The sequence below is a fragment of the Streptomyces sp. NRRL S-31 genome, from assembly GCF_000718775.1.
Lineage (GTDB): Bacteria > Actinomycetota > Actinomycetes > Streptomycetales > Streptomycetaceae > Streptomyces.
The window spans coordinates 24,777-49,192 of the sequence record NZ_JOCB01000001.1 but is presented as its reverse complement, the minus strand read 5'-3'; the positions used below and the strand labels follow the sequence as shown (position 1 = coordinate 49,192).

Annotated in this window: 22 protein-coding genes; 13 read left to right on the top strand and 9 right to left on the bottom strand. The window is 72.1% G+C overall.

Annotated elements, in window-relative coordinates; translation table 11 throughout:
• Positions 1-15 precede the first annotated feature (15 nt).
• Positions 16-1,713 carry a bifunctional 3'-5' exonuclease/DNA polymerase gene (locus tag IF37_RS0100230; RefSeq protein ID WP_030734088.1) on the bottom strand — a complete coding sequence of 566 codons (1,698 nt, stop codon included), beginning with the start codon at positions 1,711-1,713 and terminating at the stop codon, positions 16-18.
• A gap of 61 nt (positions 1,714-1,774) precedes the next feature.
• Positions 1,775-2,515 carry a Clp protease N-terminal domain-containing protein gene (locus IF37_RS0100225; protein ID WP_030734085.1) on the bottom strand — a complete coding sequence of 247 codons (741 nt, stop codon included), beginning with the start codon at positions 2,513-2,515 and terminating at the stop codon, positions 1,775-1,777.
• A gap of 163 nt (positions 2,516-2,678) precedes the next feature.
• Here IF37_RS0100225 and IF37_RS0100220 point away from each other — a divergent pair, with 163 nt between their 5' ends.
• Entirely contained in the window at positions 2,679-3,788 is a 1,110-nt protein-coding gene (locus IF37_RS0100220; RefSeq protein ID WP_030734082.1) for a DUF2786 domain-containing protein, read from the top strand.
• Between the two features lie 7 nt (positions 3,789-3,795).
• Here IF37_RS0100220 and IF37_RS0100215 read toward each other — a convergent pair whose 3' ends face one another.
• Positions 3,796-4,311 carry a DUF4232 domain-containing protein gene (locus tag IF37_RS0100215; RefSeq protein WP_030734079.1) on the bottom strand — a complete coding sequence of 172 codons (516 nt, stop codon included), beginning with the start codon at positions 4,309-4,311 and terminating at the stop codon, positions 3,796-3,798.
• A 163-nt stretch (positions 4,312-4,474) separates the two neighbouring features.
• A complete protein-coding gene (locus tag IF37_RS0100210; RefSeq protein ID WP_367647016.1) occupies positions 4,475-4,816 on the bottom strand; it encodes a hypothetical protein in 342 nt (113 codons plus the stop codon).
• 795 nt (positions 4,817-5,611) lie between these two features.
• Here IF37_RS0100210 and IF37_RS0100205 point away from each other — a divergent pair.
• On the top strand, positions 5,612-5,830 hold the full coding sequence (locus tag IF37_RS0100205; RefSeq protein WP_048910258.1) for a DUF397 domain-containing protein: 219 nt from the start codon (positions 5,612-5,614) through the stop codon (positions 5,828-5,830).
• 111 nt (positions 5,831-5,941) lie between these two features.
• Here IF37_RS0100205 and IF37_RS0100200 read toward each other — a convergent pair whose 3' ends face one another.
• Positions 5,942-6,439, bottom strand: coding sequence for an ATP-binding protein (locus tag IF37_RS0100200; RefSeq protein ID WP_173456658.1), 498 nt, complete (start codon positions 6,437-6,439; stop codon positions 5,942-5,944).
• Between the two features lie 347 nt (positions 6,440-6,786).
• Between IF37_RS0100200 and IF37_RS0100195 the strand changes: the two genes are divergently transcribed.
• The 4 genes from IF37_RS0100195 to IF37_RS0100180 all read left to right on the top strand — a co-directional run bounded on the left by IF37_RS0100195 (position 6,787) and on the right by IF37_RS0100180 (position 10,568).
• Positions 6,787-7,611, top strand: a complete 825-nt coding sequence (locus IF37_RS0100195) for a helix-turn-helix transcriptional regulator (RefSeq protein WP_052844903.1) — start codon at positions 6,787-6,789, stop codon at positions 7,609-7,611.
• 98 nt (positions 7,612-7,709) lie between these two features.
• The gene (locus IF37_RS0100190) at positions 7,710-9,182 is read left to right on the top strand and encodes an aldehyde dehydrogenase family protein (RefSeq protein ID WP_253915584.1); all 1,473 of its coding nucleotides are present in this window, start codon (positions 7,710-7,712) and stop codon (positions 9,180-9,182) included.
• A gap of 159 nt (positions 9,183-9,341) precedes the next feature.
• Positions 9,342-9,902: a DinB family protein gene (locus IF37_RS0100185; RefSeq protein WP_030734063.1), complete on the top strand. Its 561-nt coding sequence runs from the start codon at positions 9,342-9,344 to the stop codon at positions 9,900-9,902.
• 24 nt (positions 9,903-9,926) lie between these two features.
• Entirely contained in the window at positions 9,927-10,568 is a 642-nt protein-coding gene (locus IF37_RS0100180) for a PadR family transcriptional regulator (RefSeq protein ID WP_030734060.1), read from the top strand.
• A gap of 25 nt (positions 10,569-10,593) precedes the next feature.
• Here IF37_RS0100180 and IF37_RS0100175 read toward each other — a convergent pair whose 3' ends face one another.
• A complete protein-coding gene (locus IF37_RS0100175) occupies positions 10,594-12,003 on the bottom strand; it encodes a glutamate decarboxylase (RefSeq protein WP_030734057.1) in 1,410 nt (469 codons plus the stop codon).
• A gap of 22 nt (positions 12,004-12,025) precedes the next feature.
• The gene (locus tag IF37_RS0100170) at positions 12,026-12,973 is read right to left on the bottom strand and encodes a hypothetical protein (RefSeq protein WP_030734054.1); all 948 of its coding nucleotides are present in this window, start codon (positions 12,971-12,973) and stop codon (positions 12,026-12,028) included.
• Positions 12,974-13,085: 112 nt separating this feature from the next.
• On the opposite strand from IF37_RS0100170, the gene IF37_RS0100165 reads away from it, so the two are divergent.
• Both IF37_RS0100165 and IF37_RS0100160 read left to right on the top strand, forming a co-directional pair.
• Positions 13,086-13,850, top strand: coding sequence for a MerR family transcriptional regulator (locus IF37_RS0100165; protein WP_030734051.1), 765 nt, complete (start codon positions 13,086-13,088; stop codon positions 13,848-13,850).
• 142 nt (positions 13,851-13,992) lie between these two features.
• Positions 13,993-15,042 (top strand): DedA family protein, encoded by a 1,050-nt coding sequence (locus tag IF37_RS0100160; RefSeq protein ID WP_030734049.1) that lies wholly within the window; start codon positions 13,993-13,995, stop codon positions 15,040-15,042.
• Between the two features lie 6 nt (positions 15,043-15,048).
• On the opposite strand, the gene IF37_RS0100155 is transcribed toward IF37_RS0100160, so the two are convergent.
• Both IF37_RS0100155 and IF37_RS0100150 read right to left on the bottom strand, forming a co-directional pair.
• Entirely contained in the window at positions 15,049-16,704 is a 1,656-nt protein-coding gene (locus IF37_RS0100155; RefSeq protein ID WP_030734047.1) for a threonine/serine exporter ThrE family protein, read from the bottom strand.
• 148 nt (positions 16,705-16,852) lie between these two features.
• On the bottom strand, positions 16,853-17,344 hold the full coding sequence (locus tag IF37_RS0100150; RefSeq protein ID WP_030734045.1) for an inorganic diphosphatase: 492 nt from the start codon (positions 17,342-17,344) through the stop codon (positions 16,853-16,855).
• Between the two features lie 79 nt (positions 17,345-17,423).
• On the opposite strand from IF37_RS0100150, the gene dacB reads away from it, so the two are divergent.
• From dacB to ftsH, 5 genes are all read left to right on the top strand, one after another.
• Positions 17,424-19,043: a D-alanyl-D-alanine carboxypeptidase/D-alanyl-D-alanine-endopeptidase gene (gene dacB / locus IF37_RS0100145; RefSeq protein ID WP_253915583.1), complete on the top strand. Its 1,620-nt coding sequence runs from the start codon at positions 17,424-17,426 to the stop codon at positions 19,041-19,043.
• Positions 19,044-19,167: 124 nt separating this feature from the next.
• Positions 19,168-20,268: a zinc-dependent metalloprotease gene (locus tag IF37_RS0100140; protein WP_037855283.1), complete on the top strand. Its 1,101-nt coding sequence runs from the start codon at positions 19,168-19,170 to the stop codon at positions 20,266-20,268.
• A gap of 191 nt (positions 20,269-20,459) precedes the next feature.
• Positions 20,460-21,500 carry a tRNA lysidine(34) synthetase TilS gene (gene tilS / locus IF37_RS0100135; protein WP_030734039.1) on the top strand — a complete coding sequence of 347 codons (1,041 nt, stop codon included), beginning with the start codon at positions 20,460-20,462 and terminating at the stop codon, positions 21,498-21,500.
• A 110-nt stretch (positions 21,501-21,610) separates the two neighbouring features.
• Positions 21,611-22,171, top strand: a complete 561-nt coding sequence (gene hpt / locus IF37_RS0100130; protein WP_030734037.1) for a hypoxanthine phosphoribosyltransferase — start codon at positions 21,611-21,613, stop codon at positions 22,169-22,171.
• Positions 22,172-22,366: 195 nt separating this feature from the next.
• Entirely contained in the window at positions 22,367-24,406 is a 2,040-nt protein-coding gene (gene ftsH / locus IF37_RS0100125) for an ATP-dependent zinc metalloprotease FtsH (RefSeq protein WP_030734034.1), read from the top strand.
• Positions 24,407-24,416 lie beyond the last annotated feature (10 nt).

Sequence of the window (24,416 nt, the reverse complement as noted above, 5' to 3'; positions counted from 1 at the left end):
GCCCCGCGCGGCGGCTCACTTGGCGTCGGCGTAGCACTCCACGACCGCCGTCGTGAACGGGAAGCGCACCGGTGTGTCGCCGAAGGTCAGCCGGCCGGCGAGGGCGGCGGACTCGCGGATGGCCCGGGCGACGGCCTCGGCCTCCTCGGCGGGGCAGTGCACGATCACCTCGTCGTGCTGGAAGAAGACCAGCTCGGCCCGCAGGCCGGCACAGGCCTGGCGCAGCGCGGCGAGCAGCAGCAGGGCCCAGTCGGCGGCGCTGCCCTGGACGACGAAGTTCCGTGCGAAGCGGCCCCGCGCGCGGGAGTTCGTCGAGGCGTACCCGGGGACCCAGCCGGCCTGGCCGTCCTGCTCCTCCTCGCCGATCGCGCCGACCGGTATGCCCGCCTCCTCCGCCGTGTCCTCGCCCGCCGTGGCGGCCGGAGGGCAGGTGCGGCCGAGCCAGGTGCGCACCAGCCGGCCCTCCTCGCCCGCGCGGGCCGCCTCGTCGACGTAGGCGACGGCTCGCGGGAAGCGGCGGCGGAGCGCGGCGAGGTTCTTCAGGCCGTCGCCGGAGGTCTGGCCGTAGATCGCGCCGAGCACGGCGAGTTTCGCCTGGTCGCGGTCGCCGGAGAAGGCGCGGTCGGAGACGGACTGGTAGAGGTCGCTCGCGCGGCCGGCCACGTCCATCAGGCCGGGGTCGCGGGATATGGCGGCCAGCACGCGCGGCTCCATCTGGTCGGCGTCGGCCACCACCAGCCGCCAGCCCGGGTCGGCGACCACGGCCCGGCGGATCACCTTGGGTATCTGGAGCCCGCCCCCGCCGTTCGTCACCCAGCGTCCGGTGACCGTGCCGCCGGCGAGGAACTCGGGACGGAAGCGGCCGTCGCGCACCCAGTCCTGGAGCCAGGACCAGCCGTGCGCCACCCAGATGCGGTACAGCCTCTTGTACTCCAGCAGGGGCTCGACGGCCGGGTGGTCCAGGGACCGGAGCTCCCAGCGGCGGGTGGACTTCACCTTGATGCCGGCCTGCGCGAAGGCTTTGATCACGTCGGCGGGCAGGTCGGGCCGCACCCGGCGGCCGAAGGCGGCGGACACCGCGTCGGCCAGCTCGGCGAGGCGGCGCGGCTCGCCACCGCCCGCGTACCGCTCGCCGAGCAGGGTGCGCAGCAGCTCGCGGTGGACCTCGGCGCTCCAGGGCAGGCCCGCGTGGTTCATCTCGGCGGCCACCAGCATCCCGGCGGACTCGGCGGCGGTCAGCAGCCGCATCCGGTCGGGGTGGGCGGTGCGCTGGTGCCGGCGCAGCTGGTCGGCGTGGACCGCGAGCAGGTCGGGCAGGGGCAGGCGGATGCCGGTGGGCTCGAACAGCGGGGACTGGGCGCCCGGTTCGGCCGCCCGCTGCGGCGGGTCGGGCGGGACGGGGCCGCCGCGGAGGCGGGCCAGGGCGGCGGCGGCCGAGCGTGGCTCGCCGTACCGGCCCTCGTGGCCCAGCAGCAGGGTCTCGGCGTCCTCGATGTCGTAGCACCGTTCCACTCGCACCCCCGTGGCGAGCAGACGCGGGTAGACCTCGGCGGTCGACCGCCACACCCAGCGCGTCACCTCCGGGCGGCTCCGCACCGCCCCGGCGAGATCGCTCTCCCGCCGCACCGGACCGGCGGGCAGCCCGTCCGGGCCGAGGGGGGCGACGTCCACGCCACCGTCCTCGGCCGGTGCGAGCGCCCACCGGTCGGTCATGACTGCGAGTGTGGCAGGGGGGTCTGACATCCGGCCCGCGCCGGGGTCGCGCCGCTGCCGTTCAGTCCTGCGGGGCGTCTGCTCCGGAGTCCTGGAGCAGCGCCAGCATCGCGCCGATCCGTTCCTCGGAGCCCGGCTTGGTGACGCCGAGGCCGTGCAGGACGCCTTCGCCGTTCTCGTGCTCCAGCAGGGCCAGCAGGATGTGCTCGGTGCCGATGTGGTTGTGACCGAGCCGGAGGGCCTCGCGGAAGGTGAGTTCCAGGACCTTCTTGGCCTCGGGGCCGTAGGGGACGAGGGACGGGGCGTCCTCCGCCGCGGGCGGCAGCGTGGCGGTCGCCGCCCGGCGTACGGCGTCCGGCCGGACGCCCTGTGCGGTGATCGCCTGCGCGCCCAGCCCCTCGGGCTCGGCCAGCAGGCCGAGGACCAGGTGCTCGGGGCGGCCCTCGGTGTTGCGGGCGGCCTGCGCCTCCCGGTGCGCGGCCTCCACCACCTTGCGCGCGCGGGGGGTGTAGCGGCTGAAGCCCTGACTGGGGTCGAGGTCGGCGGACTCCTTGGGCACGAACCGCTTCTGCGCCGCCTGCCGGGTCACGCCCATGCTCCGGCCGATGTCGGTCCAGGACGCGCCGGAGCGGCGGGCCTGGTCGACGAAGTGCCCGATCAGGTGGTCGGCCACGTCGCCGAGGTGGTCCGCGGCGATCACCGCGTCCTGGAGCTGGTCGAGAGGCTCGGGATGGACCTTCTTGATGGCCTCGATGAGGTCGTCGAGGCGCACGGATACCGAGGTGTTCGGGTTGCTCGCCATGCTGTCAACCCTAGGTTGTCACTCAGGGGGCGTCAACCCAAGGTTGTCACTACGGCATCGCATGGGACGCCGACGTGCGCCGCGGCGTGCTGACGCCCGCTGTTGTCCACAGGTTGTGGACGACCGCCGCCGACTGTCGGAGCGGCGTGGCACGATCGACGATGTGACCAGTACCGCCAGCACCGTCGAGCGGGCCTTCCGCGCCGCCCTCTACGACGACACCGACACCGGCCTCGACACCGGCGCCTCCCTGCTCGCCGCCGATCCCGCCGCCGACGCCGAACTCGCCCGGCGCGGCGAGGACTTCGTGGCGGCGGCCTGGCGGCGCGGCTGGCAGCCCGCCGACGTCGTACGGCTGGTGCGGCGCGAGCTGGAGGACGCCCACGTCCGCCTGGCCGCCGCGCTGATCCGGGCGCAGGCCGGGCGGGACCGCCCGCGCGGGCGCCGCTGGGCCGACCAACTGGCGGCGTTGCCCGCCGCCCCCGAGCGCACCGCCGACCGCTTCTCGTACGCCACGGCGGCCCTGGAGCTGTACCGCCTGCTGCTGCGCCTGCCCGCCCTGGAGCCGCTGGAGGACGAGTCCCGCCGCGCTCCCGGTCCGGCCGCCTCCCGCACGCTCACCCGTATCCGCGCGCTGCTCGCCAAGGCCGAGGCGACCGGCTACCCGGAGGAGGCGGAGGCGCTCACCGCCAAGGCGCAGGAGCTGATGGCCCGGCACAGCGTCGACGAGGCGCTGCTCGCCGCCGGGGCGCCCGCGCCGGACGTGCCCGGCGCCTGCCGCATAGGCGTCGAGCCGCCGTACGAACAGGCCAAGGCGGTCCTGCTGGACGCGGTGGCCACGGCCAATCACTGCCGCGCGGTGTGGAACGAACCGCTGGGCTTCTCCACGGTCGTCGGCTTCGAGGCGGACCTGGAGGCCGTCGAGCTGCTCCACACCTCGCTGCTGGTGCAGGCCACGCACGCGATGACCAGGGCGGAGGCGGCGCAGCGGGCCGGCGGACGCAAGCGGACCAAGACCTTCCGGCAGTCGTTCCTCGCGGCCTACGCGCACCGCGTTGGCGACCGGCTCGCGGCCGCCGCCGAGACCCAGGTGACCCAGGACCTGCTGCCGGTGCTGGCCACCCGCGAGACGGCCGTCACCGGCCGGCTGGAGCGGATGTTCCCGGAGACCACCACGACCCGGCTGCGCGGTGTCAGCGACGCCGAGGGCTGGACCGAGGGCGCACGCGCGGCGGACCGGGCCGAGGTCAGGGCCCGCCCGCGGCTGGACTGACCTCAGCTCAGTCGCCGACCTGCTGGAAGGCGCTCACGGTGGCGTCCGGACCGCTGCCGTCGGCCTTGCCGGCGACCGGACCGTACTTCCAGGAGAAGCTCCGGCTGGTGTCCGAACCGGGCAGAGTGATCTTCACGGTCTTCGCAGCCACGGCGGTCTTGTCGCCGTCCTTGCCGCGCACGTAGCTGATGGAGAAGGACGCGGAGTCGCCCTTGGCGAGCTTCAGCTGCTGCGCCTTCGCACCCTTGAGCGCGGGCACGGTCGCGGTGGTCTCGCCGGTGCCCAGCGACACCACCGGGAAGTGGTCCAGGGTGCAGGAGGCGCTCTGGTTGGTGAGGCTGACCGGGATCTCGCCGGTGTCCCCGGCGGCCGGGGCCACGCTCGCCGACCCGATCTCGACGGAGACCCCGCCGATCTCGCAGGCCGAGCCGGCGCCGTCCCCCTTCTTGCCGCCGCCGTCGTCGCAGGCGGTCAGCAGCAGTGCGGCGGCGAGGGCGGTGACGGTGAGCGGAATGGCGCGCATGAACGGGTCCCTGTCCTGGTGACGATGGTGCCCCTGCATCATGGCGCCTGCGCTCGCGCCCCGTACGCGCGCCCCTCCGAAACCGCCGCGGAACACCGGAGCGGCACCTGGCGACGGCCCGGCACCCTTGCGCACACGAGCGAGAGCACACAAGCGAGAAGGGTCACCGCTCCGGTCGCGCGGGGAACCCCGACGGCAGCTTCCCGCCCTCCGCCTTGGTGTACGTCTCCTGACCGGCCTTGCCCGACCAGGTCACCTTCAGCGTCGTGCCGGTCACCGAGTCGACCCTGCCGGTGGTGCGGTCCTTGCTGCCGTCCTCACAGGTCAGGTGGATCGTCTGCACGCCGTCGACGGCGTCCGGGGTGCCGTTGCACACGGTGCGGCCGGTCGTGAAGATCCCGGCCTGGTCACCGGTGATCACCAGGGCCACGATCGTGCCGTCGGCCGTGGTGACCCAGCTGCCCTGGAGCTTGGCGGCGGCGCCGGTCAGAGCGGGGGAGGACATGGCCGTCGGCGGGGCCGCGGACGTGCTCGGCGCCGAGGAAGCGCCGTCCCCGCCCGTGGAGCCCCCGCCACCGCACGCCGTCAGTGCCAGTCCGCCCACCACTGACGCGGCCAGCGCCGCGCTCCGCGCTTTCGCAATCGCACAAGTCACCGGGAAGCTCCTCAGGCGGTAGCGGCCGGCCGCCCTCACCGGGCGGCCCGCAGCGAAGCTACCAGCGTTGTCCTCGGGGGGACTTCCGGAGACCGGCGGGAATCCGAGCGAGTCGGGGCGCGCCGTACGCTCGCGTCGGCGACCGCGGTGTCCGAGGCGTCGTATCCCGCCTCGGACGCCGAGGTGCCCGGCCCCGGGCGCGCACCCACGGGGACGACACGGAGCGGACGCCATCCCTCCGCAGGACGGACGGCGATCCGGCCAATCCGGCGAACCGGACCGTCATCCGGACCGTGGAACACGAAGGGCCCGCTAAACGTCTCTTCCTAGTGCACGAGGAATGCGATCCGGACGATCCGGCTCCGTTCATGACTGCATGATCATGGACGGTGACCGGTGAGGACATGTCCTGCCTGCTCCGGGGCAGGTGCTGGAGCGGCTCGGGTAAAGCAGGCGTCAAAGCTGTAATCGAGGGACCACACCTCGTGCACGTGCATTTGCTCATGCATCCGCAAGTGAACAGAGTTATGATCCGGGTCAGTTGACCAATGCATCTATGGCCACACCAGCCAGTGCACCACCGGGGAGCGACCTGTGGACCGCGACGCTGACGGCGTGTTCGGGGGGTACGACGTGTACAACGGCATGGCTGCCACGCAGCTGGACGGAGTGGCCTGGCAGAAGAGCCGGCACAGCAATTCGCAGGGCTCCTGCGTGGAGTTCGCTCGTTTGCCGGGCGGTGAGGTGGCCGTGCGCAATTCGCGTTTCCCGGACGGCCCGGCCCTCGTCTATACGCGCGCGGAGATCGAGGCGATGCTGCTCGGCGTCAAGGACGGCGAGTTCGACCATCTGATCGCGAGCTGACCGCCCGGCCGGAGGCCGTCCCGGGCGGTGGCAACGATGTCGGGCGGGCGCCCGGTGACGTCCCTCGTGTGACGCGCGTAGAACCGGGGCGTCCGCAGGCGCCGCACCGGATCAGCCGGCCGGGCGCAGCCGGAACAGCGCCCAGACGACCTTGCCCTCCAGCGTGCCCGCGAGCGGGTGCCAGCCCCAGCTGTCGGCGAAGGATTCGACCAGGAACAGCCCGCGGCCGGACTCGGCGGAGAAGTCGTCCGTCTCCCGTGGCACCGGTGACTCGTGGCTCGGATCGCGCACCGCGCACACCAGCCGCTCGGTCCACCGCATCAGGTGCAGCCGCACGGTCGGGTGGTGCTCGTCGGTGCGGCACGGGTTCACCGGCACCGCGTGGCGCAGGGCGTTGGTGACGAGTTCCGAGACGACCAGACACACATCGTCGGAGCGCTCTTCGACGCCCCATTTCTCCAGCGTGTCGCGGGTGAAGCGCCGGGCCTCGCGCACCGCTTCGTGACGGGCGGGGAGAGCGCAGGAGACGGCATCGGACACGGCCGCGGGATCCAGCGGCGGAAGGCCCTGCCGTAACGGCTTGAGCATGGTCGATCCATTCGTCCCCATGCGAGGCACTCCCGGGAATTCGCGGTCGTTGCGATGCAGCGGTGGCGCGGCACCCATGGTTTCGGATGCGCACAGCAGATGCAAGGGCAGATGCACGTGCACGCGACCGAAATGGCACTGCCCGTACCGCTTCTTGGCCATTTTTTCTGCCATCTTCGCCGCGATCGGCCGTCAGAGGTCCCGACCTCTTCCCCTTCCGGGCCCCTCGGAAACGGCCGAGGTCTTTCCGTTTCCGTAACCGGGCGAGTACTGCTCGGAGTGTTTTAGTGGCAGACTTCGGGCCCTGAAGACGGTTGGGGAGGCTGGCGAACGTGAGCGCGGGAGAGCCCGGATCGGTGGTGCGGCGGATGCTGCTCGGCTCGCAACTCAGGCGACTGCGGGAGGCGCGGGGCATCACGCGCGAAGCTGCGGGTTACTCGATCCGCGCCTCCGAGTCGAAGATCAGCCGGATGGAGCTGGGCCGGGTGAGCTTCAAGACGAGGGACGTGGAAGACCTGCTGACGCTCTACGGCATCACCGACGAGGCGGAGCGCGAGTCGCTGCTCTCCCTCGCCCGGGAGGCCAATGTGGCGGGCTGGTGGCACAGCTACACGGACGTGCTGCCCAGCTGGTTCCCCACCTATGTGGGCCTGGAGGGCGCCGCCTCGCTGATCCGCGTCTACGAGGTGCAGTTCGTGCACGGCCTGCTCCAGACCGGGGACTACGCCCGCGCGGTGGTCCGGCGCGGCATGAAGGGCGCGAGCACCGCCGACGTCGAGCGGCGGGTCGCCCTGCGCCTGGAGCGGCAGAAGCACCTGCTGGCGGAGAACGCCCCCGAGTTCCACATCGTGCTGGACGAGGCCGCCCTGCGCCGCCCCTACGGAGACCGCGAGGTGATGCGCGGCCAGCTCCAGCACCTGATCGACGTCTCCGAGCGGCCCAACGTACGGCTCCAGGTCATGCCGTTCGGCCTCGGCGGGCACTCCGGCGAGAGCGGCGCCTTCACCATCCTCAGCTTCCCCGAGTCCGACCTGTCCGACGTGGTCTACCTGGAGCAGCTGACCAGCGCCCTCTACCTGGACAAGCGGGAGGACGTCGCCCAGTACGAACACGCCCTGAAGGAGCTCCAGCAGGACAGCCCCGGTCCGGACGAGAGCCGGGACCTGCTCCGCGGTCTGCTGCAACTCTCCTGATCCCCCGCGATCCCGCTCAACTCGCCGCGCCCGCAGTTACGATGACGAGCTATCAGATACGGCGTAGCTCTGGCGTCCGCTAGCGATTGAGGGATCACATGTCGTCCTACTTCACCGACCTGGCCCAGCAGTACATCGACGGCGAGTGGCGCCCGGGCACGGGCTCCTGGGACGTCATCGACTTCAATCCCTACGACGACGAGAAGCTGGCCGCGATCACGGTGGCCACCGTGGAAGAGGTGGACCTGGCCTACCGGGCCGCCGCCCGCGTCCAGAAGGAGTGGGCCCGGACCAACCCCTACGCCCGGCGCGCGGTCTTCGAGCGCGCGCTGCGGCTGATCGAGGACCGCGAGCGGGAGATAGCCGACCTGATCACGGCGGAACTCGGCGGCACGCACGGTAAGGCCGCCTTCGAGCTGCACCTGGCCAAGGAGTTCCTGCGCGAGTCGATCCACATCGCGCTGCGCCCCGAGGGCAGGATCCTGCCCTCCCCGACCGACGGCAAGGAGAACCGCGTCTACCGGGTGCCGGTCGGCGTCGTGGGCGTGATCAGCCCCTTCAACTTCCCCTTCCTGCTGTCGCTGAAGTCGGTCGCCCCGGCCCTCGCGCTCGGCAACGGCGTGGTGCTCAAGCCGCACCAGAACACCCCGATCGCCGGCGGCACCCTGATCGCGAAGATCTTCGAGGACGCCGGGCTGCCCGGCGGCCTGCTGAACGTCCTCGTCACCGACATCGCCGAGATCGGTGACGCGTTCATCGAGCACCCCGTCCCGAAGGTGATCTCCTTCACCGGTTCCGACAAGGTCGGCCGGCACGTCGCCACCGTGTGCGCCCGGCACTTCAAGCGCGCGGTGCTCGAACTCGGCGGCAACGCCGCGCTGGTGGTGCTGGACGACGCCGACGTCGACTACGCGGTGGACGCGGCCGTCTTCAGCCGGTTCGTGCACCAGGGCCAGGTCTGCATGGCAGCCAACCGGGTCCTGGTGGACCGCTCCGTCGCCGACGAGTTCACCGAGAAGTTCGTCGCCAAGGTCAGGTCCCTCAAGGCCGGCGACCCGCGCGACCCGCAGACCGTGATCGGCCCGGTGATCAACTCGGCGCAGGCCGCCGCGGTCTCCGGCACCGTCGAGCAGGCGCTCGCGGAGGGTGCCACCGCCCTGGTGCACGGCACCACGACCAACAACCTGGTCGAGCCCAGCGTCCTGACCGGCATCCCGGCCGGCTCCCCGCTGCTCCGGCAGGAGGTGTTCGGCCCGGTCGTCTTCCTCATCCCGTTCGACGGCGAGGAGGAGGCGGTGCGCCTCGTCAACGACACCCCGTACGGCCTCAGCGGCTCCGTCCACACCGGGGACATCGAGCGGGGCGTGGCCTTCGCCAAGCGGATCGACACCGGCATGTTCCACGTGAACGACGGCACCGTCCACGACGAGCCGATCGTGCCCTTCGGCGGGGAGAAGGACTCCGGCCTCGGCCGCCTCAACGGCGAGACGACGCTGGAGGCCCAGCCTCCGGCCGGGGGGACCCCCACGCCGCGTTGTCGGACCACCCGAGTACGCCCAGTACGCGGGTGATCCTCCGCCTTGCGATGCACCGCACCGGCCGCCGCGGCCTGATCCGACCTGATCCAAACGCACCCCCCCTAGCGGACAGTTCCTGACCTCGATGGTCCGTAGCGTCGTCCGTGCCGGGGCAGACCGCCCCGGCGACGGCCAGACGAGAGGCGGCGGACCATGGTCACGCACGTTCCGGCGGAGGAGCAGGGCGACGAGCGGGGAGCGCTGCTCGCGTTCCTCGAGGAGCAGCGCGGCGGCATCCGCCGGGCGCTGCTCGGACTGACCGAGGAGCAGGCCCGTACCCGCCCCAGCGCCAGTGAGCTGTCCCTGGGCGGCCTGCTCAAGCACGTCGGCGAGGTGGAGGAGAGCTGGATCGCCCGGGCCCGGCAGGAGCCGCCCGCGGTGGAGCGGGACGAGTCGAACTGGCACGAGACCTTCCTGCTGGTCGGGGACGAGACGGTCGCCTCCCGGCTGGCGTACTGGGAGCGGGTGGCCGCCGGGACGGAGCGGTTCATCCGCAGCGCGCCCAGCCTGGACGACACCTTCCCGCTGCCGCCCGACCCCTGGTTCCCGCCGGAGGGCCGGGTCTCGCTGCGCTGGCTGTGCCTGCACCTGATCCGCGAGACGGCCCGGCACGCCGGCCACGCCGACATCATCCGCGAGTCGCTGGACGGGAAGACCGCGTACGAGCTGGTGGCGCTGGAGCGGGCCGCCTCCCACGCGGACACGACCCCCTGATCGCGACCCCCTAATCTGGACCGCATGTCAGCGATCCGCCTCCTCGTGCTGGGCGCCGTCCGCCAGCACGGGCGGGCCCACGGCTACCAGGTGCGCAACGACCTGGAGTACTGGGGCGCGCACGAGTGGTCCAACGCCAAACCGGGCTCCGTCTACCACGCGCTGAAGCAGATGGCCCGGCAGGGACTGCTGCACGCGCACGAGACCGCGCCGTCCACGGCCGGCGGGCCGCCGCGCACCGAGTACGAGATCACCGGCCGGGGCGAGGAGGAGTTCTTCCGGCTGCTGCGCGAGGCGCTGGTCTCCTACGACCAGAAGACGGACGTCCGGTCGGCGGCCATCGGCTTCCTGGTCGAGCTGCCCCGCGCCGAGGCCCTGGAGCTGCTGCGGGAGCGGATCCGCCGGATCGCCCGGTGGCGGGACGCCGTCCTCGGGGAGTACCTCCCCGAGGACGGACCCGGCCGGCTCGGCCACATCGGCGAGATCATGGGCATGTGGCTGCACACGGCCGACTCCGACGCGGCCTGGACCCAGGGACTGGTCGACCGGCTGGAGGCGGGCGCGTACACCTTCGCCGGCGAGGGCGAGCCGTTCGTCGGCGTCCTCGCCGAGGGCCAGGAGAACCCGTACGCGACGGGGGAGCGGCACCCGGAGGACGACCGCTGACCCCGTGCGCGCCTCGCGCGGTTCCTCAGTGGTGGAAGCCGGTGGCCGCCTGCTTGTCCCGGGTCAGCGGGTGCGGCTGCCGGCGCAGCTCCGGCAGCAGCCGGGTCAGGTCGGCCATGAACAGGTCGGCCAGATCGTGCGAGAAGCCGTTGCGGCACACGACGCGCAGCACGGACAGGTCCTCGCGGTGGGCGGGGAAGGTGTAGGCGGGCACCAGCCAGCCGCTCTCGCGCAGCCGCCGGGAGACGTCGAAGACGTCGTACGCCGTGACGTCGTCGGTCGTGGTCAGCGCGAAGACGGGCAGTTCGTCCCCGCGCGTGAGCAGCCGGAAGTCGCCGAGCCCCGCGATCCGGTCGGCGAGCGAGGTCGCCACGTCCCGGGTCGACTGCTGGACCGCCCGGTAGCCCTCCCGGCCGAGCCGCAGGAACGTGTAGTACTGCGCCACCACCTGGGCGCCGGGCCGGGAGAAGTTGAGGGCGAAGGTCGGCATGTCCCCGCCCAGGTAGTTGACCCGGAAGACCAGCTCCTCGGGCAGGGCCTCGGCGTCCCGCCACAGGGCCCAGCCGACGCCCGGGTAGACCAGTCCGTACTTGTGCCCCGACGTGTTGATCGACGCCACCCGCGGCAGGCGGAAGTCCCACATCAGGTCCTCGTCGAGGAAGGGCGCCACCATCGCGCCGGACGCACCGTCCACATGCACCGGGATGTCGAGCCCGGTGCGCTCCTGGAGGTCGTCCAGGGCCGCGCACAGATCGGCGACCGGCTCGTAGGAGCCGTCGAAGGTGGAGCCGAGGACGGCGACCACCCCGATGGTGTTCTCGTCGCACAGTTCGGCGGCGGCCTGCGGGTCGAGGTGGAACCGGTCGCCCTCCATGGGCACCTGCCGGGCCTCCACCTCCCAGAAGTTGCAGAACTTGTCCCAGCAGACCTGGACGTTGATCCCCATGACCAGATTGGGCCGGGCCCCGCCCGGATAGCGGTCGGCGTTGCGCCGCGCCCACCGCCGCTTCAGCGCCATCCCGGCGAGCATGCACGCCTCGCTCGACCCGGTCGTCGAACAGCCCACCGCGGCCGCCGGGTCCGGCGCGTTCCACAGGTCGGCGAGCATCGCCACGCAGCGCCGCTCCAGCTCGGCGGTGCGCGGGTACTCGTCCTTGTCGATCATGTTCTTGTCCCGGCACTCCCCCATCAGCACCCCGGCCTGCGGCTCCATCCAGGTGGTGACGAAGGTGGCCAGGTTCAGCCGGGAGTTACCGTCCAGCATCAGCTCGTCGTGGACCAGCTGGTACGCCGTGGACGGGGGGAGCGGTGCGTCGGGGAGCCGGTGCGTGGGCGGGGCCTCGGTCATGCCGCCGACCGGGTTGGCCTCCCCGAAGAACGGGTTGACCGACACCGTCCGCGCCTCGTGCTTTTGGGAACCTTTGTGCAGCGCCATGGGCGTTCCTCCAGGGAGTGTGTCAGCGGACCGGGCCGCCGTCGGCCCGCAACTGCATCTGCGGGCGGCCCGTCACCAGCAGCCAGGCCGGCAGCGAGGCGACGCACAGCAGGGCGACGACGGCGGGCGAGGCGACGAGGACGGCGGCGGTGAACAGGCTCACCCAGGCCTGCCGGGTGATCGCCAGGAGCATGCCCAGCACCCCCGTGGCCACGCCCAGCGACGGGTGCACGGCCGGGACCAGCGCGTGGGCGGCCAGGCCCAGGGCGGTGCCGACGAAGACGGCCGGGAAGATCCGCCCGCCCCGGAAGCCGCAGGCCGCGGCGACCAGCAGCGCGGCCGGCTTCACCACCGCCATGACGGCGAACCGCCCCGCCGACCAGCCCTCCGGGTCACGGGCCGGCACGCCGACCTCCGACAGCCCCTTGAACAGCGTCAGCGGTCCGCCCAGGGCCGCCGGCGCGCCCAGCACGGCCCCGCCGGCCGGGAGCATCAGCATCGGGTGCCGCAGCCGTGCGAAGGCCGCGTGGACGTACGGGGAGGCGTGGACCGCGCACATGCCGAGCAGCGCGGTTGCCGGGGCGACCACGAGGGCCGCCAGGACGTCGGCGCCTCGCGGCCGCCCCATGGGCGGCAGCCCCAGGTCGAAGGAGGGGTGGGCGCTCAGACCGACGGTGGCCGGATCGGGCCCGGGATGGCCGGGCACCTTCCAGACCACCAGCCCGACGGCGATCCCGGTCGCCACGAGCACGGCGGACATCCACAGCACCGAGTGGCGGCCCACCCCGAGCGCGTCCGGCAGAGGGCCCCACAGCACGCGCTGGAGCCGCTCCGCCGCCGCGCTCGTCCCGACGAAGACCAGGCTCGCGGCCACGCCCACGACGACGGCGGGCAGGATGAACGGCAGCAGCGCCCGGGGCGGGGCCGTCGGGGCGCTCGGGGGCACCTGCTGCGTCGTCTCCTGGGCCACGCGCTCACCATAAGCGGGCGAAACGCGCACAACATCCCGAGCGGAACCGGCTTGCACCTCACGTGGCGTGAGGCCTCAGCGTGGACGGCGTACCGACCGAAGGAGCGGAAAAGTGAGCTACTCCGTGGGACAGGTCGCGGGGTTCGCCGGGATCACGGTGCGCACCCTGCACCACTACGACGAGATCGGGCTGCTCGCGCCCGGCGGGCGCACCCACGCCGGCCACCGGCGCTACACCGACGCCGACCTCGACCGGCTCCAGCAGATCCTGTTCTACCGGGAGCTCGGCTTCCCGCTCGACGAGGTCGCGGTCCTGCTCGACGACCCGGACGCGGACCCGCGCGCGCACCTGCGCCGCCGGCACGCCGTGCTGACCGCCCGGATCGAGAAGCTCCGCAGGATGGCCGCGGCCGTGGAGCACGCCATGGAGGCACGCACGATGGGCATCGACCTGACACCGCGGGAGCGGTTCGAGGTGTTCGGGGACCAGGACCCCGAGCAGTACGCCGAGGAGACCGAGCGGCGCTGGGGCGGCACCGAGGCGTACGCCGAGTCGCAGCGCCGCGCCGCCGCCTACACCAAGGAGGACTGGAAGCGCATCAAGGCCGAGGCCGACGCCTGGGGCGAGCGGTACGCCGCCCTGGTCGCCGCCGGCGAGCGGCCGGCCGGCGAGGCGGCCATGGACCTGGCCGAGGAACACCGGCGGCACATCGGCCGGCACTACTTCGAGGTCCCGTACGAGATGCACCGGTGCTTCGCGGAGATGTACGTCCGCGACGAGCGCTTCAAGGCGTTCTACGACTCCCTGCGCCCCGGCTTCGCCGAGCACCTGCACGACGCGATCCTCGCCAACGCCGACCGGCACGCCACGGCCTGAGGGCCCCGCCCGGGAGCGCGCGCCGCCCGCTCCCGGGCCCGGAGCGCCACCGGTGGAACCCGGGGCGGTCACCTCGCGTTGATAGCTTTGTGCGGCAGCCTGTCGACGTTCAGCCGCCTTCACCCCTCAGGAGCCCGGATCCGTGATGACACTCGCCCTCGGCCCGAGCTGGCTGGATCCCAACTATCTGCTCGACACGTACGGCATCTGGGGCCTGCTGCTCGTCGTCTTCGCCGAGTCCGGCCTGCTCATCGGCTTCTTCCTGCCGGGTGACTCCCTGCTGTTCACCTGCGGCCTGCTGATCACCTCGCACCAGCTGGACTTCCCGCTGTGGGGCGCGGTCGGGCTGATCTGCCTCGCCGCGGTCCTCGGTGACCAGGCGGGCTACATGTTCGGCAAGAAGGTCGGACCGTCCCTGTTCAACCGTCCGGACTCCCGCCTGTTCAAGCAGGAGAACGTGACCAAGGCACACGAGTTCTTCGAGAAGTACGGCCCGAAGTCCCTGGTCCTGGCCCGCTTCGTGCCCGTCGTGCGCACCTTCACGCCGATCATCGCGGGCGTCAGCGGCATGAAGTACCGCTCGTTCCTGGTCTTCAACGTCATCGGCGGCGTCCTGTGGGGCGCGGGCGTCACCCTGCTCGGCTCCTGGCTCGGCAACATCGAGTTCGTCACGAAGAACATCGAGGCGATCCTCATCCTGATCGTCCTCGTCTCGGTGATCCCGATCGCAATCGAGTTCCTGCGCGCCCGCGGCAAGGAGAAGAAGGCCGCCCGCACCGCCCAGGCCGCTCCCCGGGCGCCTCAGTCGCAGGCCCCCCAGCCCCCGGCCGCCCGGTACCAGCAGCCGCCCGTCATGGACTCCGCGACGACCCAGCTGCGCCGCATCGAGCCGGACCAGCCTTACGAGCAGCGGTACGAGCAGCCGTACGGCGACCAGTACGGGCAGCAGCCGTATCAGCAGCCGCACCAGCCCCAGCAGCCCCAGCAGCAGGACTGGAACCAGCAGTACTACGACCAGCAGCAGCACCCGCAGCACCCGCAGCACCCGCAGCAGCAGTACGGCCAGCACCAGCAGCACCAGCAGCAGCCGTACGACCCGAACCGGCAGCCGTACGACCCGGAGCAGCAGCCGTACGGGGACCGGCAGCGGTACGACCAGGACGGCTACCCGTACGGCCACCACGGGCAGTAGGCGCCGTCAGAAACCGCGCGTCCGCTTCGCGGCCCGGCGCTTCCCGGCGGAGCCGACCCGCAGGAACAGCCGCGAGATCTCCGATCCCAGGTTGACCCCGATGGCGATGGCCATGGCCAGTGACGCGGCCTTGGCCAGCGACACCAGCCCCTTGTCCACGTCGTTCTGCGCCATGGACAGCAGCCCGAAGTAGGTCGCCGAACCGGGCAGCAGCGGCCCGAGGGCCGCCGTCGTGTACGGCAGCGCGGAGGCGAACCGGTACCGGGACAGCAACTGCCCGAACAGCCCCACGAGGCCCGCCGCCACCGCCGTGGAGGCCACCGGCGAGATGTCGCCCGCGTAGCGCATCGCGCCGTATACCGACCAGGCCACGCCCCCGTTCAGGGTCACCCAGAGCACGGTGGACCGTTCCTGCTGGAGCAGCACCGCGAAGGTCAGCGACAGCAGCATCGAGGCCACGATCTGCACCAGCGGCCGCTGGGAGATGCCCAGGGTCGCGTCCGGGTTGAGCTGGCCGCCGACCTTCACGCCGAAGTAGAGGACGGTCAGCACCCCGATGACGATGCCGACGAAGAGGTACATGACCTCCAGCAGCCGCGCCGAGGCGGTGATGTAGAAGCCCGTCAGCCCGTCCTGCACCCCCGCGACCAGCGCCCGCCCGGGCAGCAGCGCGAACAGCCCACCGGTGATCACCGCGGACCCCTTCACGTCCACGTGCGCCAGGTTCAGCGCGACCCCGATCGCCGCGGGCGGCATCGCGGCCACCGTGAACTGGTAGAACTCCGGCAGCCCGCGCCCCGCGCAGAGCCACGCCAGCCGGTCGCCGAGCATGGAGCCCGCGGCCGCCGCGAGGAACACGATCAGATCACCGCCGACCAGCACCGAGGCCGCACCGGCCAGCAGTCCGTTCGCCAGGGTCAGCGCCCAGCCGGGGTACGGGTGCCGGTTGCGGCGGATCTCCGCCAGGCGCCGGTACGCCTCCTCCAGGGAGACGTGGGTCTCCGGGTCGGTCAGATCGTCCACGAGCCGGAACACGGCCGAGAGCCGCGTGTAGTCCGTGCCCCGCCGCCGCACCGTCCGGGACGCCGTGACCGGGTCCTCCACCAGGGACGGCTGGTGCGAGATCGACAGCAGCGTGAAGGTGACGGTCGGCTCGCACCGGTCGAGGCCGTAGGCCCGGCACACCGCGAACATCGCGGCCTCCACGTCCTCCGCGCCCTCGCCGCCCGCCAGCAGCAGCTCACCGATACGCAGGGTCAGGTCCAGCACGCGCGGGACGGCCGGGCCGCCCTCCTCCTCGCGCTGCACCGGCTCCGGCGCCGGCCGCTCGGTCACCGGCATCCGCAGCATGGTGCGCATCCGGTCCTGCCAGGGCGCGTCCTTGACCAGGCTGACCAGCGGCACCCCGGCGGCCGGCGTGAACGCGGCCGGCGCGGTGTCCGCGCTGTAGGTGCTCGGAACGCTGAACGCCGAGCCCTCCGGCTCCGCGTCCGGCGGCTGCGGCGACTGGAGTCCCCGCGGCACCGCGAACTCGGAGGTCGTCTCCGACTCACCACCGCCCCTGGGGACGTCCAGACCCCGCGGAATGGCGAACTCGGACGTGATCTCCGGGTCGTACCGCGCCTCGTCCGACCGGGGCTTGCGCTCCTCCGCCTCCGTCACCTCGCACCGCTCCCTGAACGACACCTTCCGTAAGCCTCAGTATGCGCACACGTACCCACACCGGCGGCACCCGTGCCTGCCGGCGGACGCGCGTACGCGAACGGGCCGCACGCGGACGCGTGCGGCCCGTTCGCCGGCGGGGCGGGGGTCAGTGACCGCCCTGCTCCTTGAAGCGCTTGTACGACCGCTCGATCTCCGTCTCGGCGTCCGTGCGGCCCACCCAGTTGGCGCCCTCGACCGACTTGCCGGGCTCCAGGTCCTTGTACACCTCGAAGAAGTGCTGGATCTCCAGGCGGTCGAACTCCGACACGTGGTGGATGTCGCGCAGGTGCTCCACCCGCGGGTCGGTGGCCGGGACGCACAGCAGCTTGTCGTCGCCGCCGGCCTCGTCCGTCATACGGAACATGCCGATCGCGCGGCAGCGGATGAGGCAGCCCGGGAAGGTCGGCTCGTCCAGGATGACCAGCGCGTCCAGCGGGTCGCCGTCCTCGCCGAGGGTGTTCTCGACGAAGCCGTAGTCGGTCGGGTAGGCGGTCGAGGTGAAGAGACGACGGTCCAGGCGGATCCGGCCGGTCTCGTGGTCCACCTCGTACTTGTTCCGCGAACCCTTCGGGATCTCGATCGTGACGTCGAACTCCACCGGTGGCTCCTCCATGATCAGCACATAGTTCTGGTGGTTAAGTGTCCCTCACGCAGGTGTGTGATCGCGAAAGGGGCTGGTGGTCGTGCCTGAGCTGGGGCCTTGGCGAGCCGCGGGACCGCGGGTGGTGCGGATCGCCGAAGCCGTACGACCGCGTCTCGCGAGCGCCGTGGCGACCGTGAAACCGCACGTCACACGGTTGACCCGGGCCGTACGGACCGGCCCTGCGCACCTCCCCCGTCTCCCCCGTCCGCGGACCGCCGGCACCTGGCGGTACACCGCGGGCGCCGCCACCGCCGGCCTCGTGCTGGCCGCCGGTGTGGTGACCGCGGCCGGCCCGTGGGACGCCAACGGTCAGCGTACGGCCGAGCGGGACCTGGCCGCCGCCCCGGAGCGGTCAGGTGGCGCAGATCACGGCGGCACGGGCACGGGCACGGTCGCCGGCGCCCTCCGCCCCGCCCCGAGCGCCGAACCCGTCCTGGCGGCCCTGGGCGGCGCCGGGGGAGCGGTGGACACGGGGAAGGCGGCGCCCGGCGCGCGGGCCGTCTCCGACGTGCTCGGGCCTCTCCTGGACACCTCCGCGCTCGGTGGCACGCACACGGCCGTCGTCGTCGACGTCACGACCGGTGCGCGCCTCTACGACGCAGACGGCCGCAAGCCCCTCACCCCCGCCTCCACCACCAAGATCGCCACCGCCGTCGCCGCCCTGTCCGCCCTCGGCCCCGACCACCGGCTCACCACCCGCGCCGCCCTGGAACCCGACACCCGGGAACTCGTCCTGGTCGGCGGCGGCGACCCCACCCTCACCGCGCACGCCGACAGCGGAGGCTGGGCCAGCCTGCGGACCCTGGCGGCGCACACCGCCGAAGCCCTCGGCGAACGCGGCGTCCGCGAGATCACCCTCTCCTACGACACCACCCTCTTCACCGGGCCGGCCCTGCACCCCATCGGCGTCAACGACAACCTCGCCCCGGTCAGCGCCCTGGCCGCCGACGAGGGCCGCACCGACGACTCCGCCGGCGGACCGGCGGCCCGCGTCGACGACCCGGCCGCGGACACGGCCGCCAAGTTCGCCGCCTTCCTCAAGGAGGACGGCATCACGACCACGCACCCCGGCCCCTCCAAGGCCAGCACACGCGCGCAGACCCTCGCCACCGTCACCTCGCCCCCGCTGTCCTCGCTGGTCGAGCGCATGCTGACCAACAGCGACAACGACATCGCGGAGGCCCTGGCCCGGCACACCGCCCTCGCGAGCGGCGAAGCCGCCGGCTTCGGCGGCGGCGCCAAGGCGATCGCCACCCAACTGCGCGCGCTCGGCCTGCCGCTGTCCGGCACCGCCTTCCACGACGGCAGCGGCCTCGACCGCGCGGACCGGCTGACGGCCGACCTCCTCACCGGCCTGCTCGGCAAGGCGGCCGACCCCCGCCACCCCGGCCTGCGGCCCGTCCTCACCGGCCTCCCCGTGGCCGGCTTCACCGGCACCCTCAGCGACCGCTACACCGACGGCGCGGCCGGCGTGGTGCGGGCCAAGACCGGCACCCTCACCGGCGTCAACACCCTGGCCGGCACCGTCGTGGACACCGACGGCCACCTTCTGGCCTTCGCCTTCCTCGCCTCGGGCACCAAGGACCCGCTCCAGGCCCAGGCGGCCCTGGACGCGACGGCGACGGCGCTGGCGGCCTGCGGCTGCCGCTCATAGGCGCCGCGCGGTCCCCGGGAGGCGCCGGACGGCACCCCGCCCGGCCCCCACGGCCTGCCCCGAGCGGGCACGCTCACGTACGGTTGACACCATGACTGGCTTCGGTGGCACCGCATCTCCCGGGATGGTCGACTGGAACCTCGCGGTCGCGACGGCGACACGCCTCGTACGGCCCGGCCCCGAGGTCAGCCGTGACGAGGCCAGGGCGGTCGTCGCGGAACTGCGCCGGCACGCGAAGGCATCGGAGGAGCACGTCCGGGGCTTCACCCGGATGGGCACCGAGCAGACGCGTGACACCCCCGTCCTCGTCGTCGACCGCCCCGGCTGGGTGCGCGCCAACGTCGCCGGTTTCCGGGAGATCCTCCGGCCGCTGCTGGAGAAGATGCAGGAGCGCCGCGCCGGCAGCCCGGGCAGCGCGGTCCTCGGCGCCGTCGGCGGCAAGGTCACCGGAGTGGAACTCGGCATGCTGCTGTCGTTCCTCTCCTCCCGCGTCCTCGGCCAGTACGAGACCTTCGCCCCCGCGAGCCGCGACCTCCCGGCCGGCGAACACGGCGGCGGCCGGCTCCTGCTCGTCGCGCCCAACATCGTCCACGTCGAACGCGAACTCGACGTCGAACCCCACGACTTCCGGCTGTGGGTGTGCCTGCACGAGGAGACCCACCGCACGCAGTTCACCGGCGTGCCCTGGCTGCGCGACCACCTCGAGGGCGAGATCCAGTCGTTCCTCGCGGAGACCGACGTCGACCCGATGACCTTCCTCGAACGCGTCCGCGACGCCGCCCAGTCCCTCGTCGGCGGCCGGCCCGAGGGCGAGGAGGAGGACGGCGGCCGCTCCTTCGTGGAACTCGTGCAGACCCCCGCCCAGCGGGAGATCCTCGGCCGTCTCACCGCCGTGATGTCCCTGCTCGAAGGCCACGCCGACTACGTCATGGACGGCGTCGGCCCCGGCGTCGTGCCGACCGTCGCCGAGATCCGCGAGAAGTTCCAGCAGCGCCGCGCCAAGGGCGCCTCCCGCCTGGACAGCGCGCTGCGCAAGCTGCTCGGCCTGGACGCCAAGCTCCGGCAGTACCGCGACGGCGAACGCTTCGTACGGGCCGTCGTCGACGAGGTCGGCGTCGACGGGTTCAACCGCGTCTGGACCTCGCCCAACACCCTGCCCACCAAGGCGGAGATCGCCAAACCGGCGGACTGGGTCGCACGGGTGCACCGCAGGTCCGAGTCGTGAACGGCGCACGGACGTCGTGAAGCGAATCCGGCCGACGGCAGGCGAACGCCCCTCCAATCACCCGTCCGAGGGACCGTAAGCCATGCGTAGGCGTGCGATGCTCGGGGAACGGCCCGCTTCTGTCACCATCTACACACTCTGAGTGACCGGCTCGGGCTTACCCCCCGAAAACTTCATGAAGGGAACCGGACATGGGTCCCCATCCTGCGGTCGCGGCGATACGCCTGGCGGTTCGCCGCGTCCTCCACGACATCCTGAACGACCACACCTCCCGCGCCCCCGCGGGACGACACCCGGGCCGGACGGCCGAGCGGCCCCCCTCCCCGCTCGTGCTCGTCGCCTGCTCCGGCGGCGCCGACTCCATGGCCCTCGCCTCCGCCCTCGCGTTCGAGGCCCCCAAACTCGGCATCCGCGCCGGCGGCGTCACCATCGACCACGGCCTCCAGCCCGGCTCCGACCTCCGGGCCGACGAGGTCGTCCTGCGGCTGCGCGAACTCGGCCTCGACCCGGTCGAGTCCGTCGCCGTCACCGTCGGCCGCGAGGGCGGGCCCGAAGCCGCCGCCCGCGACGCCCGGTACGCCGCCCTGGACGCCACCGCCGCGCGGCACGGCGCGACCGCCGTCCTCCTCGGCCACACCCGCGACGACCAGGCCGAGACCGTCCTGCTCGGTCTCGCCCGCGGCTCCGGCATCCGCTCCCTGTCCGGCATGGCCGCGGTCTCGGGGGCCGACGGCCGTTACCGGCGCCCCTTCCTGCACCTGGACCGCCAGACCGCCCGCAAGGCCTGTCTGGTCCAGTCCCTGCCGGTGTGGGACGACCCGCACAACACCGACCCCGCCTACACCCGCTCCCGGCTCCGCCACGAGGGCCTGCCCGCGCTGGAGAAGGCCCTCGGCAAGGGCGTCGTGGAGGCGCTCGCCCGCACCGCCCAGCTCTCCCGCGACGACGCCGACGCCCTCGACACCTGGGCCAGCCAGGCCGAGACCTCCGTACGCGACGCCACCGGCCTGCTGGAGTGCGCCAAGCTCTACGCCCTCCCGCCCGCCGTGCGCCGCCGCATCCTGCGCCGCGCGGCCATCGAGGCGGGCGCCCCGGCCGGAGCGCTCTTCGCCCGCCACATCGAGGAAGTCGACCGCCTGATCACCGGCTGGCGCGGCCAGGGGGCCATCAATCTCCCGGGCCGGGTCGTCGCCCGGCGGCAGGGTGGCAGACTGGTGATTCGGCAAGGCTGACCACCGACCCCGGCGGAGCGCGCTCCGCCGGGCCGGACAGCCGGAGGCCGCAAGCGCGGCCCCAGCCGGTGGCCGCGCACGCGGCCATAAGTGCGGGACGACCGAAAGTGATGCGGGTGGACGCGAAAGACATGGGTGCCGACCTCCAGCAGGTGCTCATCACCAAGGAAGAGATCGACGCGAAGCTGGCCGAGCTGGCCGCGAAGATCGACGCGGAGTACACGGGCAAGGACCTGCTGATCGTCGGTGTCCTCAAGGGCGCCGTGATGGTCATGGCGGACCTCGCCCGGTCGCTGTCCACCCCCGTCACCATGGACTGGATGGCCGTGTCCTCCTACGGCGCGGGCACCCAGTCCTCCGGTGTCGTGCGCATCCTCAAGGACCTCGACACCGACATCAAGGGCAGGCACGTCCTGATCGTCGAGGACATCATCGACTCCGGTCTGACCCTGTCCTGGCTGATCAACAACCTCGGTTCCCGCGAGCCCGCCTCCCTGAAGGTGTGCACGCTGCTGCGCAAGCCCGACGCCGCCAAGGTCGCCATCGACGTGGAGTGGGTCGGCTTCGACATCCCGAACGAGTTCGTGGTCGGCTACGGTCTCGACTACGCCGAGAAGTACCGCAACCTGCCGTTCGTCGGTACGCTCGCCCCTCACGTCTACGGCGGCTGAGCCAGTCGGCCCAAGCCCGGTAGGACGATCGGGAACCCCAGCGGGTTCCGTTCCGTTGAAGCATGCGGAGACGGGTTTCCCAGCCGCCGAAACAGCTCCGTGCGGCTTCGGACAACAATGCTGGGGTACCGTCAGAAGAACTGTCTTATCAAACTCACTATGGCAGGAGGGACGGGGCGACACCGCTCCGTATGGATGGACGTGAAGCGATACTTCCGTGGGCCGGTCATGTGGATCGTGCTGGCCGTCCTTGCCGTGGTCGTGTTGATGCAGGTCGTCGGCTCGTCCGGCGGCTACAAGACGGTGGACACCGGCCAGGTCGTGGCGGCGATCAACGACAACAAGGTCGAGTCGGCCAAGCTCACCACCGGTGACGAACAGAGCATCAAGGTCACGCTCAAGGACGGCTACAAGGTCGAGGGCAGCTCCAAGATCCAGGCGAGCTACATCGGCGACCAGGGCGTGCAGCTCGCCGGCACGCTCCAGACCAAATTCCAGGAAAAGCAGATCACGGACGGCTACACGGTCTCGCCGTCCAAGCAGAACCCCTTCGTCGGGGTCCTGCTCTCGCTGCTTCCCTTCGTCCTGATCGTGGTCGTCTTCCTGTTCCTGATGAACCAGATGCAGGGCGGCGGCTCCCGGGTCATGAACTTCGGGAAGTCCAAGGCCAAGCTCATCACCAAGGACACCCCCAAGACGACGTTCTCCGACGTCGCCGGCTGTGACGAGGCCGTCGAGGAACTCCAGGAGATCAAGGAGTTCCTCCAGGAGCCGGCCAAGTTCCAGGCCGTCGGCGCCAAGATCCCCAAGGGCGTCCTGCTCTACGGCCGTCCCGGCACCGGCAAGACCCTGCTCGCCCGAGCCGTCGCCGGCGAGGCGGGCGTCCCGTTCTACTCGATCTCCGGTTCCGACTTCGTCGAGATGTTCGTCGGCGTCGGCGCCTCCCGCGTCCGTGACCTGTTCGAACAGGCCAAGGCGAACGCCCCGGCGATCGTCTTCGTGGACGAGATCGACGCGGTCGGCCGCCACCGCGGCGCCGGCCTCGGCGGCGGTCACGACGAGCGCGAGCAGACCCTCAACCAGTTGCTGGTCGAGATGGACGGCTTCGACGTCAAGGGCGGCGTCATCCTGATCGCCGCCACCAACCGCCCCGACATCCTCGACCCGGCCCTGCTGCGCCCCGGCCGCTTCGACCGGCAGATCGCCGTCGACCCGCCGGACCTCCAGGGCCGTATGGAGATCCTCAAGGTCCACCAGAAGGGCAAGCCGGTCGCGCCCGACGTCGACCTGTCCGCCGTCGCCCGCCGTACCCCCGGCATGACCGGCGCCGACCTGGCCAACGTGCTCAACGAGGCCGCGCTGCTCACCGCCCGCGGTGACCAGAAGCTGATCGACAACAAGGCCCTGGACGAGGCGATCGACCGCGTGGTCGCAGGTCCGCAGAAGCGGACCCGGATCATGTCGGACAAGGAGAAGAAGATCACCGCGTACCACGAGGGCGGTCACGCCCTGGTCGCGGCGGCCTCACCGAACGCCGACCCGGTCCACAAGATCACGATCCTCTCCCGCGGCCGCGCCCTCGGCTACACGATGGTGCTGCCCGACGAGGACAAGTACTCGACCACCCGCAACGAGATGCTCGACCAGCTCGCCTACATGCTGGGCGGCCGGGCGGCGGAGGAACTGGTCTTCCACGACCCGACCACCGGCGCCGCCAACGACATCGAGAAGGCCACCAACCTGGCCCGCGCGATGGTCACCCAGTACGGCATGACCGAACGCCTCGGCGCGATCAAGTTCGGCGGCGACAACAGCGAGCCCTTCCTCGGCCGTGAGATGGCTCACCAGCGCGACTACTCCGAAGAGGTCGCCGCGCTGGTCGACGAGGAGGTCAAGAAGCTCATCGAGACCGCGCACAACGAGGCCTGGGAGATCCTGGTCGAGAACCGCGACGTGCTCGACAACCTCGTCCTCCAGCTGCTGGAGCGGGAGACCCTGGGCAAGGAGGAGATCGCCGAGATCTTCGCCCCCATCGTCAAGCGCCCGCCGCGTCCCGCCTGGACCGGCTCCTCCCGCCGTACGCCGTCCACCCGCCCGCCGGTGCTCTCCCCGAAGGAGCTGGCACTGACCAACGGCGCGAACGGCTCGACGGCGGCCATCAGCACGGTGAAGTCCACCGCCGCGGAGTCCGCCCCGGTCACGGAGCAGACCCCGGAGGACCGCCCCGAGAGCTGATCCGGCCCGC